Source organism: Micromonospora ferruginea, from assembly GCF_013694245.2.
GTDB classification, from domain to species: domain Bacteria; phylum Actinomycetota; class Actinomycetes; order Mycobacteriales; family Micromonosporaceae; genus Micromonospora; species Micromonospora robiginosa.
On sequence record NZ_CP059322.2, the window covers coordinates 4,656,974 to 4,673,929 of the forward strand.

Annotated in this window: 16 protein-coding genes; 11 read left to right on the forward strand and 5 right to left on the reverse strand. The window is 73.2% G+C overall.

Features of this window, described 5'->3' with window-relative positions:
* Positions 1-12: 12 nt before the first annotated feature.
* Positions 13-1,452 (forward strand): GuaB1 family IMP dehydrogenase-related protein, encoded by a 1,440-nt coding sequence (locus tag H1D33_RS20240; protein WP_181571651.1) that lies wholly within the window; start codon positions 13-15, stop codon positions 1,450-1,452.
* Between the two features lie 11 nt (positions 1,453-1,463).
* On the opposite strand, the gene H1D33_RS20245 is transcribed toward H1D33_RS20240, so the two are convergent.
* Complete coding sequence (locus H1D33_RS20245; protein WP_307755225.1) at positions 1,464-3,083, reverse strand: MFS transporter; 1,620 nt, start codon at positions 3,081-3,083, stop codon at positions 1,464-1,466.
* A 55-nt stretch (positions 3,084-3,138) separates the two neighbouring features.
* On the opposite strand from H1D33_RS20245, the gene H1D33_RS20250 reads away from it, so the two are divergent.
* From H1D33_RS20250 to H1D33_RS20265, 4 genes are all read left to right on the forward strand, one after another.
* The gene (locus H1D33_RS20250) at positions 3,139-3,666 is read left to right on the forward strand and encodes a MarR family winged helix-turn-helix transcriptional regulator (RefSeq protein ID WP_181571650.1); all 528 of its coding nucleotides are present in this window, start codon (positions 3,139-3,141) and stop codon (positions 3,664-3,666) included.
* Positions 3,667-3,728: 62 nt separating this feature from the next.
* Positions 3,729-4,250, forward strand: coding sequence for a MarR family winged helix-turn-helix transcriptional regulator (locus tag H1D33_RS20255; RefSeq protein ID WP_181572658.1), 522 nt, complete (start codon positions 3,729-3,731; stop codon positions 4,248-4,250).
* Complete coding sequence (locus H1D33_RS20260) at positions 4,244-5,977, forward strand: ABC transporter ATP-binding protein (protein WP_181571649.1); 1,734 nt, start codon at positions 4,244-4,246, stop codon at positions 5,975-5,977. Before H1D33_RS20255 ends, H1D33_RS20260 begins: the two co-directional genes overlap by 7 nt.
* Before the next feature lie 167 nt (positions 5,978-6,144).
* Positions 6,145-8,205, forward strand: a complete 2,061-nt coding sequence (locus tag H1D33_RS20265) for an ABC transporter ATP-binding protein (RefSeq protein WP_181572657.1) — start codon at positions 6,145-6,147, stop codon at positions 8,203-8,205.
* 73 nt (positions 8,206-8,278) lie between these two features.
* Here the strand turns inward: H1D33_RS20265 and thrS are convergent, their stop codons facing one another.
* Complete coding sequence (gene thrS, locus H1D33_RS20270; RefSeq protein WP_181571648.1) at positions 8,279-9,496, reverse strand: threonine--tRNA ligase; 1,218 nt, start codon at positions 9,494-9,496, stop codon at positions 8,279-8,281.
* Positions 9,497-9,869: 373 nt separating this feature from the next.
* Here thrS and H1D33_RS20275 point away from each other — a divergent pair, with 373 nt between their 5' ends.
* The 5 genes from H1D33_RS20275 to H1D33_RS20295 all read left to right on the forward strand — a co-directional run bounded on the left by H1D33_RS20275 (position 9,870) and on the right by H1D33_RS20295 (position 13,122).
* The gene (locus H1D33_RS20275; protein WP_246411978.1) at positions 9,870-10,685 is read left to right on the forward strand and encodes a DedA family protein; all 816 of its coding nucleotides are present in this window, start codon (positions 9,870-9,872) and stop codon (positions 10,683-10,685) included.
* A 67-nt stretch (positions 10,686-10,752) separates the two neighbouring features.
* The gene (locus tag H1D33_RS20280) at positions 10,753-11,121 is read left to right on the forward strand and encodes a type II toxin-antitoxin system RelE/ParE family toxin (protein ID WP_181571647.1); all 369 of its coding nucleotides are present in this window, start codon (positions 10,753-10,755) and stop codon (positions 11,119-11,121) included.
* The gene (locus H1D33_RS20285) at positions 11,118-11,450 is read left to right on the forward strand and encodes a helix-turn-helix domain-containing protein (protein ID WP_181571646.1); all 333 of its coding nucleotides are present in this window, start codon (positions 11,118-11,120) and stop codon (positions 11,448-11,450) included. Before H1D33_RS20280 ends, H1D33_RS20285 begins: the two co-directional genes overlap by 4 nt.
* 96 nt (positions 11,451-11,546) lie before the next feature.
* Complete coding sequence (locus H1D33_RS20290; protein ID WP_181571645.1) at positions 11,547-12,197, forward strand: DUF998 domain-containing protein; 651 nt, start codon at positions 11,547-11,549, stop codon at positions 12,195-12,197.
* 25 nt (positions 12,198-12,222) lie between these two features.
* Complete coding sequence (locus H1D33_RS20295) at positions 12,223-13,122, forward strand: PhzF family phenazine biosynthesis protein (RefSeq protein WP_181571644.1); 900 nt, start codon at positions 12,223-12,225, stop codon at positions 13,120-13,122.
* Between the two features lie 11 nt (positions 13,123-13,133).
* Here H1D33_RS20295 and H1D33_RS20300 read toward each other — a convergent pair whose 3' ends face one another.
* Complete coding sequence (locus H1D33_RS20300; RefSeq protein ID WP_181571643.1) at positions 13,134-14,537, reverse strand: NAD(P)H-quinone dehydrogenase; 1,404 nt, start codon at positions 14,535-14,537, stop codon at positions 13,134-13,136.
* A gap of 106 nt (positions 14,538-14,643) precedes the next feature.
* Between H1D33_RS20300 and H1D33_RS20305 the strand changes: the two genes are divergently transcribed.
* A complete protein-coding gene (locus tag H1D33_RS20305; RefSeq protein WP_181571642.1) occupies positions 14,644-15,099 on the forward strand; it encodes a gamma-glutamylcyclotransferase in 456 nt (151 codons plus the stop codon).
* Positions 15,100-15,173: 74 nt separating this feature from the next.
* On the opposite strand, the gene H1D33_RS20310 is transcribed toward H1D33_RS20305, so the two are convergent.
* Positions 15,174-16,136 carry a GNAT family N-acetyltransferase gene (locus tag H1D33_RS20310; RefSeq protein WP_181571641.1) on the reverse strand — a complete coding sequence of 321 codons (963 nt, stop codon included), beginning with the start codon at positions 16,134-16,136 and terminating at the stop codon, positions 15,174-15,176.
* A 41-nt stretch (positions 16,137-16,177) separates the two neighbouring features.
* Positions 16,178-16,918, reverse strand: coding sequence for an SCO6745 family protein (locus tag H1D33_RS20315; RefSeq protein ID WP_181571640.1), 741 nt, complete (start codon positions 16,916-16,918; stop codon positions 16,178-16,180).
* Positions 16,919-16,956: the final 38 nt, after the last annotated feature.

The following is a 16,956-nucleotide window of genomic DNA, read 5'->3' on the forward strand; positions in this document are numbered from 1 at the left end:
AATGATGGCCGGGTGCGGTTCCTTCATGGCGCGGTCCCCGCGCACGACCTGACCTACAACGACGTCTTCATGGCGCCCAACCGCTCGGAGGTGGGCTCCCGGCTCGACGTCGACCTGTCCTCCGGCGACGGCACCGGCACCACCGTCCCGCTGGTGGTGGCGAACATGACCGCCGTCGCCGGCCGGCGGATGGCCGAGACGGTCGCCCGGCGCGGCGCGGTCGCGGTGATCCCGCAGGACATCCCGATCGAGGTCGTCGCGAACGTGGTCGGCTGGGTCAAGCAGCGGCACCTGGTGCACGACACGGCGATCACGCTCGGCCCGACCGACACCGTCGGCGACGCCATCCACCTGCTGCCCAAGCGCGCGCACGGCGCGGTGATCGTGGTCGACGACGCCGGCCGGCCGGTGGGCGTGGTGACCGAGGCGGACACCGTCGGGGTGGACCGCTTCGCCCAGCTCCGGCACGTGATGTCCACCGAACTGCACACGGTGCCGGCGGACGCGGACCCGCGTACCGGATTCGAGCGGTTGTCGGCGGGCCGCCGGCGGCTCGCCCCGGTGGTGGACGCGGACGGCCGCCTGGTCGGCGTGCTGACCCGCGCGGGCGCGCTGCGCGCGACGCTCTACACGCCGGCGGTGGACGACCGGGGCCGGCTGCGCATCGCGGCGGCGGTGGGCATCAACGGCGACGTCACCGGCAAGGCCGCCGCGCTGCTGGAGGCCGGGGTGGACACGCTGGTCGTGGACACCGCGCACGGGCACCAGGAGCGGATGATGCAGGCGCTGCGGGCGGTCCGCAAGCTCGACCCGGGCGTCCCGGTCGCGGCCGGCAACGTGGTCACCGCCGACGGGGTACGCGACCTGGTCGAGGCCGGCGCCGACATCGTGAAGGTGGGCGTCGGACCGGGCGCGATGTGCACCACCCGGATGATGACCGGGGTGGGTCGTCCACAGTTCTCGGCGGTGCTCGACTGCGCGGCGGCGGCCCGCTCACTGGGCCGGCACGTCTGGGCCGACGGCGGCGTACGCCACCCGCGGGACGTGGCGCTGGCGCTGGCCGCGGGCGCCTCGAACGTGATGGTCGGCTCCTGGTTCGCCGGCACCTACGAGTCCCCCGGCGACCTCTACACCGACGCCGACGGCCGGCGCTACAAGGAGAGCTTCGGGATGGCCTCGTCCCGGGCGGTGAGCGCGCGGACCGCCGAGGACAGCGTGTTCGACCGGGCCCGCAAGGCGATCTTCGAGGAGGGGATCTCCTCGGCCCGGATGTACCTGGACCCGAACCGGCCGGGCGTCGAGGACCTGATCGACGAGATCGTCTCCGGGGTGCGCAGCGCGTTCACGTACGCCGGCGCGCGCACCCTGGACGAGTTCCACGAGCGGGCGCTGGTGGGCGTGCAGAGCACCGCCGGCTACACCGAGGGCATGCCGCTGCCGACGAGCTGGTGAGCTGGTGAACGTCAGGTGTTAACCGGGGCCCCCGCCTCTACCGAATGCGTTAAGCGGGGGCCCCTCCTTTCACCCAGGCGCAGGCAGGCGAGCAGGCCGATCAGCAGGAACCCGGCGGCGGTGAACGCGGCGTAGCGGGTGGCGTCGGAGAACGCCCCCTTCGCCTCCTCGGCGATCGGCGCGGTACGCGGGTCCGCCGCCAGCCCGGTGATCGCCGCGCCGGCGCTCTCCTTCACGGCGGTCACAACCTGGTCCCGCCCGGCCGGGTCGAGGCCGGGCTGGTCGGCCAGCCGGTCGCCGAGCAGTCCACCGAGGCCGGCGAAGAGCACGGTGCCGAGCACCGCGATGCCGAACGCGGAGCCGACCTGCCGGGCGGTGCTCTGCAGGCCGGAGCCCTGCCCGCTGCGCCGCACCGGCACCTCGGCCAGGGAGACGCCGGTGAGCTGGGCGGTGGCCAGGCCGACGCCGATGCCGTAGACGAAGAGGAACGCCACCGGCGCCCACCAGCGGGTGTCCGGCGCGACCACCAGGCCCAGCCCGGCCACGCCGACCAGTTCGGCGGCGACGCCGAGCTGCACCACCCGGGCCGCGCCCCATCGTTGGGTGAGCGGCGCGCCGATGCCGCTGGCCAGGAAGCTGCCGACGGCGAGCGGCAGCAGCGCCAGGCCGGTGCGGAAGGCGCTGTAGCCGAGCACGTTCTGGAACCACAGCGGCAGCGCGAAGAGCAGGCCGAACTCGCCCAGGCTGACGATCGCGGCGGCGAGGATGCCGGTGCGGAACGACCGGATGCCGAACAGCGACAGGTCGAGCAGCGCGGGCCGGCCGGCCCGGTTGCGGCGGATCTGTTGGGCCAGGAAGACGCCGAGCGCGGCCAGTCCGGCCAGCGCGGCCACCGGCACCGGCGAGATCGAGGCGGTCCAGTCCAGGCCGAACAGGCTGAACGGCCGTTCCCGCTCCCACCAGCCGTAGGTGCGGCCCTCGATCAGCGCGAACACCACGCCGGTCATGCCGACCACGGAGAGCAGCGCGCCGACCAGGTCGACGCCGCGTTCGGCGCGGTCGTCGCGGGACTCGGCGACGAGCAGCAGGGTGCCGACGATCACGGCGAGGCTGACCGGGACGTTGATCCCGAACGCCCACCGCCACGAGTACGTGGTGGTGAGCCAGCCGCCGAGCAGCGGACCGAGCGCCGCCGCACCGCCGATGGTGGAGCCCCAGACGGCGAACGCGATGCCCCGTTCCCGGCCGGTGAAGTTGGCGTTGAGCAGGGACAGCGAGGTGGGCAGCATCATCGCCCCGCCGATGCCCTGGAGCACCCGGGCGCCGATCAGCGCCTCGCCGGAGCCGGCGACCGCCGCCAGCACGCTGGCGACCACGAAGACGCTCACTCCGGTGACGAACATCCGCCGCCGCCCGGACCGGTCGGCGAAGCGGCCGGCGACCAGCAGCAAGGACGCGAAGACCAGGGTGTACGCCTCCTGGACCCACTGGGCGTCGGTGGAGGTGATGTCCAGGTCCCGGATGATCTGCGGCACCGCGACGTTCACGATGGTGGCGTCCACGATGATCATCGCGACGCCGAGGCTGATGGCGAGCAGCCCGAACCAGCGTCCGCGCCCGTCGCTGCGCATTGCGCCCTCCCCTTTAGCTAGATTTTCTAGCTACCCGAGATGCTAGCTTTAACCCGTGGAGGGGTCGCCGTCAACCGGAGCGGCCGGGCCCACCGGCCCGCCGCCGAGCAGCGAGGCCGCCCGTGCCCTGCGCGAGGTGCTGCGGATCGCCGGGGACACCCGGGCCGCGCTGGCCCGCCGGCTGGGCCTCGGCGCGACCGACGCCGCGGCCATCGACCACCTGGTCTCCAGCCCCGAACCGCTGGGCCCGGTCGAGCTGGGCAACCGGCTCGGCATCCGGTCCGCGTCCGCCACCACGCTCGTCGACCGACTGGTACGCGCCGGTCACGTCGCCCGCGCCCCGCACCCGCACGACCGCCGGCGGCTGAGCCTCCAGGTGACCGAGCACGCGGTCGGTGAGGTGCTGGAGGCGCTGCGCCCGATGCTGGTCGGCGTCGACCGGGCGGTCGCCCGGCTCACTCCCGAGCAGGCCGAGGCCACCGCGGCGTTCCTGCGCGAGGTCGCGGACGTGATGCGCGACTACGTGGCGACCGCGCCGGACGAGCCCACGACCACCCGGCGCACCGGCTCCGACCCCGGCTGAGGCGCTTCTCAGGAATTAGTTTGGGGCCTGATGATTCGGGCGCTAATCTAGCGCCCGTGAACATGGGACCGCTCGTCCGCTTCCCCGACGCGCTGCAGCACGCGCCGCTCGGCCGGCTCGTCTCCATCGCCGGCCACGTCGTCGAGCAGCACTGGGGTCGCTACCTGGCCGAGCACCACGGGCTCACCTCCGCCGGCATGCGCGTGCTGATGATCCTGCTGCGCTCCGGCGACGTCACCCACCGCGAGATGGCAGAGGTGTGCTTCGTCCGGCCGGCCACCCTCACCGGCATCGTCGACACCCTGGAACGGGACGGCTTCGTCGTCCGCCGACGCAGCCCCGAGGACCGACGCACGGTCCAGCTCACGCTCACCGACAAGGGCCAGGAACACGCCCGCGCGATCATCGACATGATCGACAGCGGCCGGCCGCTGACCTCGGTCGACGCCGACCCGGCCAAGCGAGCGGTCATCCGCGAATTCCTGACCGAAATCATCACCGGCATGTCCGACGGGGACCTCCGTCGGTTGAACCGGGACAGCGAGTCCGACACCGAGTCGCCAACGGGGAGACATCCGTGCTGATCCGCCTGCTCCGCACACACCTACGCCCGTACCGACGACTACTGGCCGCCGTGGTGGCGTTCCAGTTCGTCGGCACGATGGCCTCGCTCTACCTGCCCAGCCTGAACGCCGACATCATCGACCGCGGCGTCGCCCGCGGCGACACCGACGAGATCCTGCGTACGGGCGGGTGGATGCTGGTGGTCAGCCTGCTCCAGATCGCCTGCTCGATCGCCGCCGTCTACCTCGGCGCGAAGACCGCGATGGGCTTCGGGCGGGACGTCCGCAGCGCCATCTTCGGGCACGTCAACCGCTTCTCCGCCCGCGAGGTCGCACGGTTCGGCGCGCCGTCGCTGATCACCCGCAACACCAACGACGTCCAGCAGGTGCAGATGCTGGTGCTGCTGAGCTGCACCATGCTGGTGGCCGCGCCGATCATGAGCGTCGGCGGCGTGGTGATGGCGCTGCGCGAGGACGTCGGGCTCTCCTGGCTGATGCTGATCTGCGTGCCGGTGCTGGCCGTCGCGCTGGGCCTGATCATCCGCCGGATGGTGCCGGGCTTCCGGCTCATGCAGACCCGGATCGACACCGTCAACCGGGTGCTGCGCGAGCAGATCACCGGCATCCGGGTGGTCCGGGCCTTCGTCCGCGAGCCCTACGAGACGGACCGCTTCCGGGTGGCCAACACCGAGCTGACCGCGACCGCGCTGCGCATCGGCCGGCTCCAGGCGCTGATCTTCCCGATCGTGATGCTGGTGCTCAACGTCTCCAGCGTCGCGGTGCTCTGGTTCGGCGCCGGCCGGGTCGACTCCGGCCAGATCCAGATCGGCGCGCTGACCGCGTTCCTGGCGTACCTGATGCAGATCCTGATGGCGGTCATGATGGCCACCTTCATGCTGATGATGGTGCCCCGCGCCGCGGTCTGCGCCGAACGCATCTCCGAGGTGCTGGACACCGAGTCGTCGGTGGTGCCGGCGCCCGACCCGGTCATCGAGGTCACCGGGCACGGGGAGTTGGAGTTGCGCAGCGCCGGCTTCCAGTACCCCGGCGCCACCGCGCCGGTGCTGCACGACATCTCGTTCCACGCCCGGCCGGGCCGGACCACGGCGATCATCGGGTCCACCGGCGCCGGCAAGACCACGCTGCTGACGTTGATCCCCCGGCTGGTCGACCCGACCGCCGGTGCGGTCCTGGTCGACGGCGTGGACGTGCGGGAGCTGGCCCCGGACGAGCTGTGGCGGCGGATCGGGCTGGTGCCGCAGCGGCCGTACCTGTTCAGCGGCACGGTGGCGAGCAACCTGCGCTACGGCAATCCGGACGCCACCGACGCGGACCTGTGGGCGGCCCTGGAGATCGCCCAGGCACGCGACTTCGTGAGCGAGATGCCCGGCGGGCTGGACGCGCCGATCGCGCAGGGCGGCACGAACGTCTCCGGCGGCCAGCGGCAACGCCTGGCCATCGCCCGCGCGCTGGTACGCCGACCGGAGATCTACCTCTTCGACGACTCCTTCTCCGCGCTCGACCTCGGCACGGACGCCCGGCTGCGGGCCGCCCTCAAGGCGGTCACCGCGGACGCGGCGGTGGTGATCGTGGCCCAGCGGGTCTCCACGATCGTCGACGCCGACCAGATCATCGTGCTCGAGGACGGGGGTGTCGTCGGGATGGGACGACACGAGGAACTGCTGGCCGACTGCCCGACGTACGCCGAGATCGTGGCGTCCCAGCAGACCGCGGGGGTGACCGCATGAACGAACGCACCGAGCGCAGCGAGGGCCGTGAGGGCATGCCCGGCCAGCACCGCATGAACGAACGCACCGAGCGCAGCGAGGGCCGTGAGGACATGCCCGGCCAGCACCGCATGAACGAACGCACCGAGCGCAGCGAGGGCCGTGAGGGCATGCCCGGCCAGCACCGCATGAGCGCGCGGAGTGAACCGGCCGTACCTCAGCAGCAGCAGAAGGGCGAGCCGACGCGGCTGCCGCCGGGCGGGCGGCGTCCGGGCGGCCCGCCGCACATGAGCATGGGCATGCCGGCCGAGAAGGCGATGAACTTCGGGCCGTCGGCGCGCCGGCTGCTGGGGCGGCTGCGGCCGTACCGGCTCCAGCTCACCGGCGTGCTCGCGCTGGCCGTGGCCAGCGTCGGGCTGAGCGTCGTCGGGCCGAAGGTGCTCGGCCACGCCACCGACATCATCTTCAGCGGGGTGATCGGGCGGCAGCTCCCGCCCGGCACCACCACCGAGGCGGCGGCGCAGGCGGCCCGCGCCGAGGGCAACGGCAACTTCGCCGACATGCTCGCCCGGATGGACGTGATCCCCGGCGTGGGCATCGACTTCGACGCGTTGGGCCGGGTGCTGGCGTTCGCGGTGGTGCTCTACGTCGGCGCGAGCATCCTCCAGTGGGCGCAGGGCTGGGTGCTCAACGGCGTGGTGCAGGGCACCGTGCTGAAGCTGCGCGCCGACGTGGAGGACAAGCTCAACCGGCTGCCGCTGCCCTACTTCGACAAGCAGCCCCGTGGGGAACTGCTGAGCCGGGTCACCAACGACATCGACAACGTGTCGCAGACACTCCAGCAGACACTGAGCCAGTTGCTCACGTCGCTGCTCACCGTCGTCGGCGTACTCGGGATGATGTTCTGGATCTCGCCGTTGCTGGCGGTCGTCGCGCTCGTCGCGGTGCCGCTGTCGGTGATCGTCACCAGCCAGATCGCCAAGCGGTCGCAGCGCAAGTTCATCGCCCAGTGGAAGCACACCGGCGAGCTGAACGCCCAGATCGAGGAGGCGTACACCGGGCACGAGCTGGTCAAGGTGTTCGGCCGGCAGAAGGAGGTCGAGGCCGCCTTCCACGCCAAGAACGACGAGCTGTTCAACGCCAGCTTCGGCGCCCAGTTCGTCTCCGGGATCATCATGCCGGCGATGTTCTTCATCGGGAACCTCAGCTACGTCGCCATCGCGGTGGTCGGCGGCCTGCGGGTGGCCTCCGGTGCGATGAGCCTCGGCGACGTGCAGGCGTTCATCCAGTACTCACGGCAGTTCACCCAGCCGCTGACCCAGGTCGCGTCGATGGCCAACCTGTTGCAGTCCGGGGTGGCCTCGGTCGAGCGGGTGTTCGCGGTGCTCGACGCCGACGAGCAGAGCGCCGACCCGGCCGAGCCGGCCCGGATCGCCGACCCGCACGGCCGGGTCGAGTTCGAGCAGGTCTCCTTCCGGTACGACCCGGACACGCCGCTGATCGACGACCTCTCCCTGGTCGCCGAGCCCGGGCACACGGTGGCCATCGTCGGCCCCACCGGCGCCGGCAAGACCACCCTGGTCAACCTGGTCATGCGCTTCTACGAGCTGGACGCCGGGCGGATCACCCTGGACGGGGTGGACATCAGCACGATGCGCCGGGACGACCTGCGCGGCCGGATCGGCATGGTGCTCCAGGACACCTGGCTCTTCGGCGGCACCATCCGGGACAACATCGCCTACGGGCGGCCGGACGCCACCGAGGAGGAGATCCTGGCCGCCGCGCGGGCCACCTTCGTGGACCGGTTCGTACGCAGCCTCCCGGACGGCTACGACACCGTGATCGACGAGGAGGGCAGCAACGTCAGCGCCGGCGAGAAGCAGCTCATCACCATCGCCCGGGCGTTCCTGGCCGAGCCGTCGCTGCTGATCCTGGACGAGGCGACCAGCTCGGTCGACACCCGGACCGAGGTGCTGCTCCAGCGCGCCATGGCGGCGCTGCGCTCCGACCGGACCAGCTTCGTCATCGCCCACCGGCTCTCCACCATCCGCGACGCCGACCTGATCCTGATGATGGAGCGGGGCCGGATCGTCGAGCAGGGCACCCACGACCAGCTCGTCGCCGCCGGCGGCGCGTACGCCCGGCTCTACCGGGCGCAGTTCACCGGCGCGGTCATCGCCGACGAGGTGCCGGCGCCGGCCGGCCCGCCGGCCGGGATGCGCCCCGCCGGCACCCCGGTCGGGAACTGACGTGGATCCCGCGACAGCTCCGACACCGGGCACCGCCCGGGTGACCGTGCGTCACCCGGGCGGCCCGGCCGGGTCAGGCCGGCGGGAGCAGGTCGGCCGACCGGCTCGCGACCACCGCGCCGACGAGGCGCAACGCGTCCGCCCGGGGCATCGGGTCGAGACCGCGCCCGTCGCGCAGGCGCAGCGAGACCGATCCGTCGGCCACCTCCCGGGCGCCCAGCACCCCGACGTACGGGACGCGGCGGCGGGCCGCGTCGCGGACCCGGGCGCCCAGCGAGCCCGACTCGTCCACCTCGGCCCGCAGGCCGGCCGCCTCCGCCTCCCGGCACAACCGCCGGGCCGCGTCGGCCTGCGCGTCGCCGGTCGGCAGCAGCAGCAACTGCACCGGGGCGTACCAGGCCGGGAAGGCGCCCTGGTGCACCTCGATCAGGTAGGCGAACAGCCGCTCCATGCTGCCCACCAGGCTGCGGTGCACCATCACCGGCCGCTTCCGGCTCCCGTCCGAGTCGGTGTACGACAGGTCGAAGCGTTCCGGCTTGTCGAAGTCGAGCTGCACGGTGGAGATGGTCGACTCCCGGCCGGCCGCGTCCACGATCTGCACGTCGATCTTCGGGCCGTAGAACGCGGCCTCGCCGGGCGCCTCGACGGCGTCCACCCCGTCGAGCGCGGCGCGGAGCAGGTCCTCGGCCCGCGCCCAACCGGCGTCGTCACCGACGTACCGCTGTCCCGGGCCGCGCACCGACAGCCGGAACCCGGCCGGTCGCACGCCGAGCGCCGCGTGCGCCTCGCGGATCAGCCGCAGGATCTCCCGGACCTCGTCGCCGACCTGCTCCGGCGCGCAGAAGTTGTGCGCGTCGTTCAGCGAGATGGCGCGCACCCGGGAGAGCCCGCCGAGCACGCCGGAACGCTCCGCCCGGTACATGCCGCCCAGTTCGGCGACCCGCAGCGGCAGCTCCCGGTAGGACCGGCCGCGCGCGGCGAACACCAGCGCGTGGTGCGGGCAGAGCGCCGGCCGGAGCACGAACTCGTCGTCGGCGCTCAGCCGCATCGGCGGGAACATCTCGTCGGCGAACCAGCCGAGATGTCCGGAGCGTTCGAACAGCTCCCGTTTGCCCAGCGGCGGCGAGTAGACGTGCCGGTAGCCGGCCCGGCGCTCCAGCTCCCGGACGTACTCCTCGACGGCGTGCCGGGCGGCGGCGCCGGCCGGCAGCCAGATCGGCAGGCCGGCGCCCGCCAGCGGATCGGAGACGAACAGCTCCAGGTCCCGGCCGAGCCTACGGTGGTCGATCATGTCGCTCTCCTTGATCGGGTACGACCCGGAGGCGAGCGGTCCCGGAACGCCGCGAGGCCCCGGAGCGGATCGCCCCGGGGCCTCGTCGACGGAAACGTCAGTGCGGCGCGCCGGGAACACCCGGCGTCGTGGTCTTTCCCGCGCTGCGCATGCGGTCACGGTAGGCGCGCGGACACCACGGACGCACGTGAATTTCGGAGAGTGGGTGCGGGTCGCCGGCACGGGACCTGCCGACGACCCGCCGTGGCCCGGGCGTCGGGAACGGGGGACCCGACGGCACCGTTGCCACGTCCCGTCAACGGTACGCCGGTGCGCTCGGATCCGCCGCCCCGCTCCGGCGCGGGGGCCGGCGAACTCCGGCGAGGCGGCCGTCGTGGCTGACCTCATCGCCGGCGTCACGTCGCCGGTCTGGGCGTACACCCTGCTGTTGATCCTGCTGGTCGCGGACGCCTTCGTGCCGGTCGTGCCGACCCAGGTCGTGATGATCACCAGCGGCGCGCTGACCGTCTACGGCGGTCTCAGCCTCCCGCTCACCATCGCGGTCGGCGCGGCCGGCGTCTTCGTCGGCGACCTGGCCTGCTATCTGCTCGGCCGCAGCGCGCCGGCCCGCCGGGCGTCCCGGCAGGCAGCGCCCGGCCGAGCCCGTCGTGCGGTCGCCCGGGCCACCCGTCGGCTGCGCGAACCCGGACCGCTGGTGATCCTGCTCTGCCGGTTCGTGCCCGGCGGCCGGATGGCGGCGTGCTTCTCGGCCGGCCGCAGCCGCTACCCGTACCGCCTGTTCCTGAGCTACGAGGCGGTGGCGGCGGTCGGCTGGGCCGCCTACGGCGCGCTCGTCGGTCACCTGGGCGGCGCGGCGCTCACCGGGTCAGGGTGGCGGTTGCTGCTGATCGCCGGCGTCGCCGCGGGCGGGTTCGCGGCGGCCGGCTGGGCGATGACCTGGCTCGGCAACCGCCACCCCGCGACGCCACAGGCAGATGGTCACATCGAAGGAGGTCCGATCATGAACGGCGGAACGAACTGGCGCGACGTCCACGTGCAGGCCCAGCGGCTGGACCCCACCTGGAACGATCCCGAGCGGGTGGCCCGACGCCGACAGCTCAGGAAACAGATGTTGGCCGCTGTCGACGGGGCGCGGGTTGCCGGCGAGGAGTCGGACCCGCCGGCCCGGACCGAGGCTCCGGTCGACTAGTCATGCGCCTTCGAGAACATCGGAGTGCCGCACCCTGGATCGCATAAGCTCTACTTATGCTTGCCAGGTGTGGGAGATCAAGCTGCATCCCGAGGTCGAGGCCTGGTTCCTCGACCTGTGCTCAGGTGATCCACGCACGGCCGAACTCGTCGAAGAGGCGCTCGACCTACTGGCAGAACACGGCCCGGCCCTCGGCCGGCCGTTGGTCGATCGACTCAAGGGCAGCGTCTATCACCACATGAAGGAGCTGCGACCAGGATCGAGTGGCACGTCGGAGGTTCGCATGATTTTCGCGTTCGACCCCTTCCGCGAAGCCGTGTTCCTGGTGGCCGGGGACAAGTCGGGGCAGTGGCAGAGTTGGTACCGGATCGCCATCCCCTTGGCGGACGAGCGGTTTCAGGAACACTTGATCAGCTCGAAGGAAGATCGGACATGACCGATTGGGCGAACTGGCGCGACGTCAAGGCGAAGGCCCGGGAGATCGACCCCTCCTGGGACGACGCCGAGCGGGTGGCCGGGCGCGGCCGGCTCAGGGAACAGATGCTGGCCTCGGTCAGCGGCGCGCAGTTGGCGGAGATCCGTAAGCATTTGGGCATGACGCAGGCTCAACTGGCGGAAGCGGCGGGCCTGTCTCAGGCCCGGATCAGCCAGATCGAACACGGGGAGAGCGTCAACCTGGAGATCCTGCGCGCCTACGTCACCGGGCTGGGCGGTCACCTCGATGTCGTCGCCCGGATCGGAAACATCCGGCTCGACGTAGCCTGACCTGTTCCCGTACGCCCCGCTAGGGGGCGACCCGGGGATCGAAGTGGGTGGTGGTCCCGGATCCGTCTGGGGCGGCTCCGGCGACAGGCTGGGCCCATGCCTGGAACCCGGAGCAGCGGCCTGCTGGCCCTCGGCGGGATCGCCCTGGCGGCGGTGCTCGCCGTGATCGGTCACCTCGAGGTGAACGACGACCTGAATCCCCTGTCGCTGACCGTCAGCGACTTCGCCGTCTCCGACCGGGGCGGCGTCATCGACGCCGCGATGGCGGTCCTGGCGGCGGCCACCGCCGTACTCCTGCCGGCGCTGCGCCGGGCCGGCGCGGACCGGGCGTCGGTCGCGCTGCTGGCGGCCTGGTCGGCCGGGCTGCTGGCGGCCGCGGTGGTGCCCACGAACAGCCCCGGCCTGCCCATGGACACCGCGGCCTACGTGCACCGGTACGCCTCGGTGCTGTCGTTCCTGGCCCTGCCGCTCGCCGGGTGGCTGCTCGCCCGCCGCCCCGGCGGCCCGCCCGCCCGGTGGCTGCGCGCCCTGACCCTGACCAGCCTGCTGTTCGCCGCCGCGATGATCTGGTCCGCCTACCCGGGCGAGCGCGTCATGATCGGCCTGACCGAGCGCCTGCTCATCCTCACCGAGACCGCGCTCCTGGCCACGGTCGCCCTCCACCTGAGCAGGGCGCCGCGGCCGGCGAACACGGTTGACATCACGGTGCGGGCCGTGGGTAACGTCGGAGCCGCCGAGCGGTGCTGAGCGTCGACACAGGAGGTACGAGGCGATGGAGTCGGTGCGGTCGGGCGGCGGCAGTTCGGCGGGTCGGCATCGCTACGCCGTGGTGGACGTCTTCGCCGACCGTCCGCTCACCGGCAACCCGCTCGCGGTCGTCACCGACGCCGACGATCTCACCGACGAGCAGATGGCCGCCGTGGCCGTCGAGTTCAACCTCTCCGAGACCACGTTCGTCTCCCGGCCCACCCGGCCGGGGGCCGACCACGCGCTGCGCTGCTTCACCGCCGGCGGCGACGAGGTGGGCGGGGCCGGCCACAACGCCCTGGGCGCCTGGTGGTGGCTGGTCACCATCGGCGCCGCCGGCGCGCCGGGCGCCGTCCAGGAACTCGGTGGGCAGACGCTGCCGGTGCACGTCGACGTCACCGACGACGTGGTCACCATCGGGCTCGACCAGGGGCCGGTCGAGCTGGCCGAGTCCCCGGTGACGGGGCAGCAGGTGGCCGAGGCGCTCACCGGCGGCGAGCCGGTGCGGCTGGACCCGGCGCTCCCGCCGGTCACCGGCTCCGTCGGCAGCACCCATCTGCTCGTCGCGGTGGCCTCACCCGAGGACGTGGACGCCGCCGACCCCTACGGGCCGGCCCTGGCGCGGGTCCTGGCCGCCGCCGGGGCCGAGGGCTGCTACGTCTACAGCCGCGCCGGCGACGGGCACGACGCGTACTGCCGGTTCTTCAACCCGACGGTGGGGATCGCCGAGGACCCGGCCACCGGCACCGCAGCCGGTCCGCTCGCCGCCCACCTGCACCGGCTCGGGCTCGCCGGTGACCGGGTGCGGTTCCTCCAGGGCAGCGCGATGGGCCGGCCCTCGGTGCTGACCATCGACGTCACGCCCGCGGGGACCCGGCTCACCGGCCGCTGCGCCCTGGCGGCGACCGGCGAGCTGCACCTCTGAGGTCGGCCGTCCTACTCCAGCTCGTGCAGCATGAGCTGGCGGGCGGCCTCGGTGATCGAGCCGGACAGGCTCGGATAGATCGTGATGGTCTGGGCCAGCTCGTTGACGGTGAGGTTGTTCTCCACCGCCATGGTGATCGGCAGGATCAGCTCGCTGGCCTTCGGCGCCACCACCACGCCGCCGATCACCTGGCCGCTGGCCGGCCGGCAGAACAGCTTGACGAAGCCGTCGGCCAGGTCGTCCATCTTCGCCCGGGCGTTGCCGGACAGCGGCAGCATCACCTGACGGGCCGGGGTCTTGCCGGCGTCCACCTCGTCCTGGGAGACGCCGACGGTGGCCAGCTCCGGGTCGGTGAACACGTTCGCCGCGACGGTCCGCAGCCGCAGCGGCCGGACCGCCTCGCCCAGCGCGTGCCACATCGCGATCCGGCCCTGCATGGCCGCGACGCTGGCCAGCGGCAGCACCCCGGTGCAGTCGCCGGCCGCGTAGACGCCCGGCACGTTGGTCCGGGACACCCGGTCGACCGTCACGTAGCCGCCCCGGGCCAGCTCGACGCCGTATTCCGCCAGGCCCAGGTCGGCGGTGTTGGGGATCGAGCCGACCGCGATCAGCGCGTGCGAGCCGGTGACCTGGCGGCCGTCGGAGAGCACCACCTCCACGCCGTCGCCGACCCGGCGCACCGCCTCGGCCCGGGAGTTGTTGAGGATGCTCATGCCCCGGTTGCGGAACACCCGCTCGATCGCCATCGCGGCGTCGGCGTCCTCGTGCGGCATCACCCGGTCGCGGCTGGACACCAGCGTGACCTGCACGCCCATGGCCAGGTAGGCGCTGGCGAACTCGGCGCCGGTGACGCCGGAGCCGACCACGATCAGGTGCTCGGGCAGCTCGGGCAGGTCGTAGACCTGGCGCCAGGTCAGGATGCGCTCGCCGTCGGGCACGGCGGTGGGGAGTTGGCGCGGGGTCGCGCCGGTCGCGACCAGCACGGTGGAGGCCCCGACCGGGTACGCGGGCGAGCCGTCGGCCGGCGTGACGATCACCTGGTGGGTGTGACCGAGCGTGTCCTCGCCGAGGCGCGCGGTGCCGGCGACGAACTCCACCCCGGCCTTGACCAGCTTGGTGTGGATGTCGGCGGACTGGGCCAGCGCGAGCCGCTTCACCCGTTCGTGCACCGCCCGGGCGTCGACCGTGACCGCCTCCAGGCCGTCGGAGTGCACCCCGAACTCCTCGGTGTCCCGGTAGCCGGTGACCACCTCGGAGCTGGCGATGAAGGTCTTGGAGGGCACGCAGTCGGAGAGCACGCACGCGCCGCCGGCGCCGTCCGCCTCGACCACGGTGACATCGGCGTCCAACTGGGCGGCGACCAGCGCAGCCTCGTATCCGGCCGGCCCGCCGCCGATGATCACGATCTGGCTCACAGGTTTCGCCCCTCGTCTGTCCGCACAGTGACTTTCTTCTCCCCGTCGCGTCCGACACGCACCGTCGTATTCTCCCCCACCCGCCGACCGGGCTATCGTCGTCGCCGTGCGTCTCTACGCCGCTTACGGCTCAAACCTGGACCCCGCCCGCATGCGCGCCTACTGCCCGCATTCGCCGATGGTGGGCACCGGCTGGCTGGAGGGGTGGCGGCTGACCTTCGCCGGAGAGGACGTCATCGGCTGGGAGGGCTCGGTCAGCACCGTGGTCGAGGCCCCCGGCGACCGGGTCTTCGTGGCGCTCTACGACATCCACCCGTACGACGCGGCCCAGCTCGACGAGATCGAAGGGGTGACCGCCGGGACGTACCGCCGGTTGACCGTCCGCGTCTCGACGCTGGACGGGGACGTGACCGCATGGGTCTACGTCTTCGACGGCTATGAGGGCGGCCTGCCGACGTCCTGGTATCTGTCGGAGATCGCGAACGCGGCGGAGAAGGCGGGCGCGCCGGACGACTACGTCACCGAGCTGCGGTCCCGCCCCACCGGCACCGCGTCGGCGTAGCGCGTCTCCCACCCCGACAGTGTGCGCCGGGCGGGCGCCCGCGCGCTCGCCGACCCCGACGCGGGGGTCCCGGGTCACACCTGCGGGGCGGGCACGCTGCGCTCGTACATGTCGGTCCAGCGCTCCTCCACCAGCCCGACCGACCGGTAGAGCGTGACCGGCGCGGTCGGGTTGGCCAGGTCGACGCCCAGCCCGGCGCGGGCGCGGCCCTTCGCCGCGTAGACCGCGAAGGCCCGGCGCAGCAGCGCCGCGCCCACCCCCCGGCGGCGGTGGGCGGGCAGCACGGACAGCGTCCGGACCCAGCCCGCGTCGTGCTCGACCGCCTGGTCGGAGGACTGGAGGGCGCCGGCCGGCTCGCCGTCGACCTCGGCCACGAACCACTCGTCCCAGACCTTGCCGTACGACGGCAGCAGCTCCCGCCAGCGGTCGAAGTCGAGCGGCTCGTGATCCGGGGTGTCCCGGAACGCGGTGTCGTGGATCCGGTGGAACAGCCGCAGGTCGGCCTCGTCGTCGGCGCGCAGCGGCCGGACCGTGACCCCGGCCGGCGGCGCCGGCTCGGCGGGCAGGTCGGCCAGGGACCGGCTCATCCGGAGGTAGCGCTTGATCCGGGTGAACCCGGCCGCCACCAGCTCCTCCGCCCAGCGGGTCTCCGGCGCGTAGACGCCGGTCCGGGCGGTCAGCGCGGGCACGCCCCGCTCGGCGGCGCGTTCGGCGACCCGGTCGAGCAGCCGGGCCAGCAGCGGGGCGCGCAGCTCGACGCCGCGCTCGGGGTCGACGAGCACGTCCACCCACTCCCGGCCCACCCCGGTCGGGTTGCCCAGGATCGACCAGGCGACCGCCGTCCCGTCCGGGTCGGTGACCAGCCAGGAGTCCCGGGACGGGTCGACGAAGGGCGCGGTCAGCGCGTCCCGCACGTCGTCGGCGTCGAAGTCCGGGTGGCCCACCGCGAACGTGTCGGCGGCGTGCACCACCGCCAGGATCGCGGGGACGTCGTCGAGGGTGGGGCGGCGGGCCGTCCAACCGGCGGGGAGCGTCACGCGGCAGATCCTGGCAGCGGGCCGCCCGCGGCGCCTCCCATTTATCCGCGCCGTGCGTGCAGCCGCGCGGCGGTCAGCAGGTCGACCAGATCCGCGCCGCCGGCCGCGCCGAGCGCGTGGAACGCCGGGGACACCAGCCGGTCGGTCACCGCCTCGGCCCAGATCCGGCGTCGCACCAGCGGCCCGACCGGCGGGTAGGGCGGCGCCCACCCGCAGGCGGCGGCACCCGCCTCCCCCTCCGGGCCGGCCAGCACCGCCTCCAGCGGCGTCAGCCCGGAAGCCCGTACGGCGAGCAGGTAGGCCCCGGCGAAGTGCTCGCGCAGCAGCAGCAGGCCGACGGCGGCACGGGCGCCGGCGGACGGGTCGGACATCGGCATGGCCCGCCAGGCGGCGAAGAGCGGCATGGCGCTGCCGTCCGCCGCGTCGACGGCCCGGCCGAGGAGCCCGGCCAACCGGGACACGCCGGGCGCGTCGCCGAGCCGGGAGGTGCCCCACCGGCAGCACTCGGCCAGGTTGGCGGTGGCCACCTCCAGCGGCGGCACCGCGCGGGCGGCGGCGTCCCAGCCGTCCGCGACCGCCTCCGGGGCGATGAAGCCGAGCGCCGACGCCACCGTCTCGGCGCGGACATCACCGAGCGCGCCGGCCCGACCGGTGATGTAGAAGGCCCAGCCGGAGATGCCCAGCAGCCGGGCCCGGCGCAGCGTCGACGGGCAGCGGGAGAACGCCTCGCCCAGCTCCAGCACCAGCGGTTTGCAGGCGGCGGCGACCTGCTCCGGGGTCATCGGCGACCCACCGCCGTCCGTCCACCGTGGCCGCTCAT

What these genes read in the sequence shown, in the direction of transcription:
- H1D33_RS20245 (WP_307755225.1), bottom strand. Translation starts at nt 3,083, where the DNA reads ATGCGCAGCGACGGGCGCGGACGCTGGTTCGGGCTGCTCGCCATCAGC.
- H1D33_RS20255 (WP_181572658.1), top strand. Translation starts at nt 3,729, where the DNA reads ATGGGACCGCTCGTCCGCTTCCCCGACGCGCTGCAGCACGCGCCGCTC.
- H1D33_RS20265 (WP_181572657.1), top strand. Translation starts at nt 6,145, where the DNA reads ATGAGCGCGCGGAGTGAACCGGCCGTACCTCAGCAGCAGCAGAAGGGC.
- thrS (WP_181571648.1), bottom strand. Translation starts at nt 9,496, where the DNA reads ATGATCGACCACCGTAGGCTCGGCCGGGACCTGGAGCTGTTCGTCTCC.
- H1D33_RS20285 (WP_181571646.1), top strand. Translation starts at nt 11,118, where the DNA reads ATGACCGATTGGGCGAACTGGCGCGACGTCAAGGCGAAGGCCCGGGAG.
- H1D33_RS20290 (WP_181571645.1), top strand. Translation starts at nt 11,547, where the DNA reads ATGCCTGGAACCCGGAGCAGCGGCCTGCTGGCCCTCGGCGGGATCGCC.
- H1D33_RS20295 (WP_181571644.1), top strand. Translation starts at nt 12,223, where the DNA reads ATGGAGTCGGTGCGGTCGGGCGGCGGCAGTTCGGCGGGTCGGCATCGC.
- H1D33_RS20315 (WP_181571640.1), bottom strand. Translation starts at nt 16,918, where the DNA reads ATGACCCCGGAGCAGGTCGCCGCCGCCTGCAAACCGCTGGTGCTGGAG.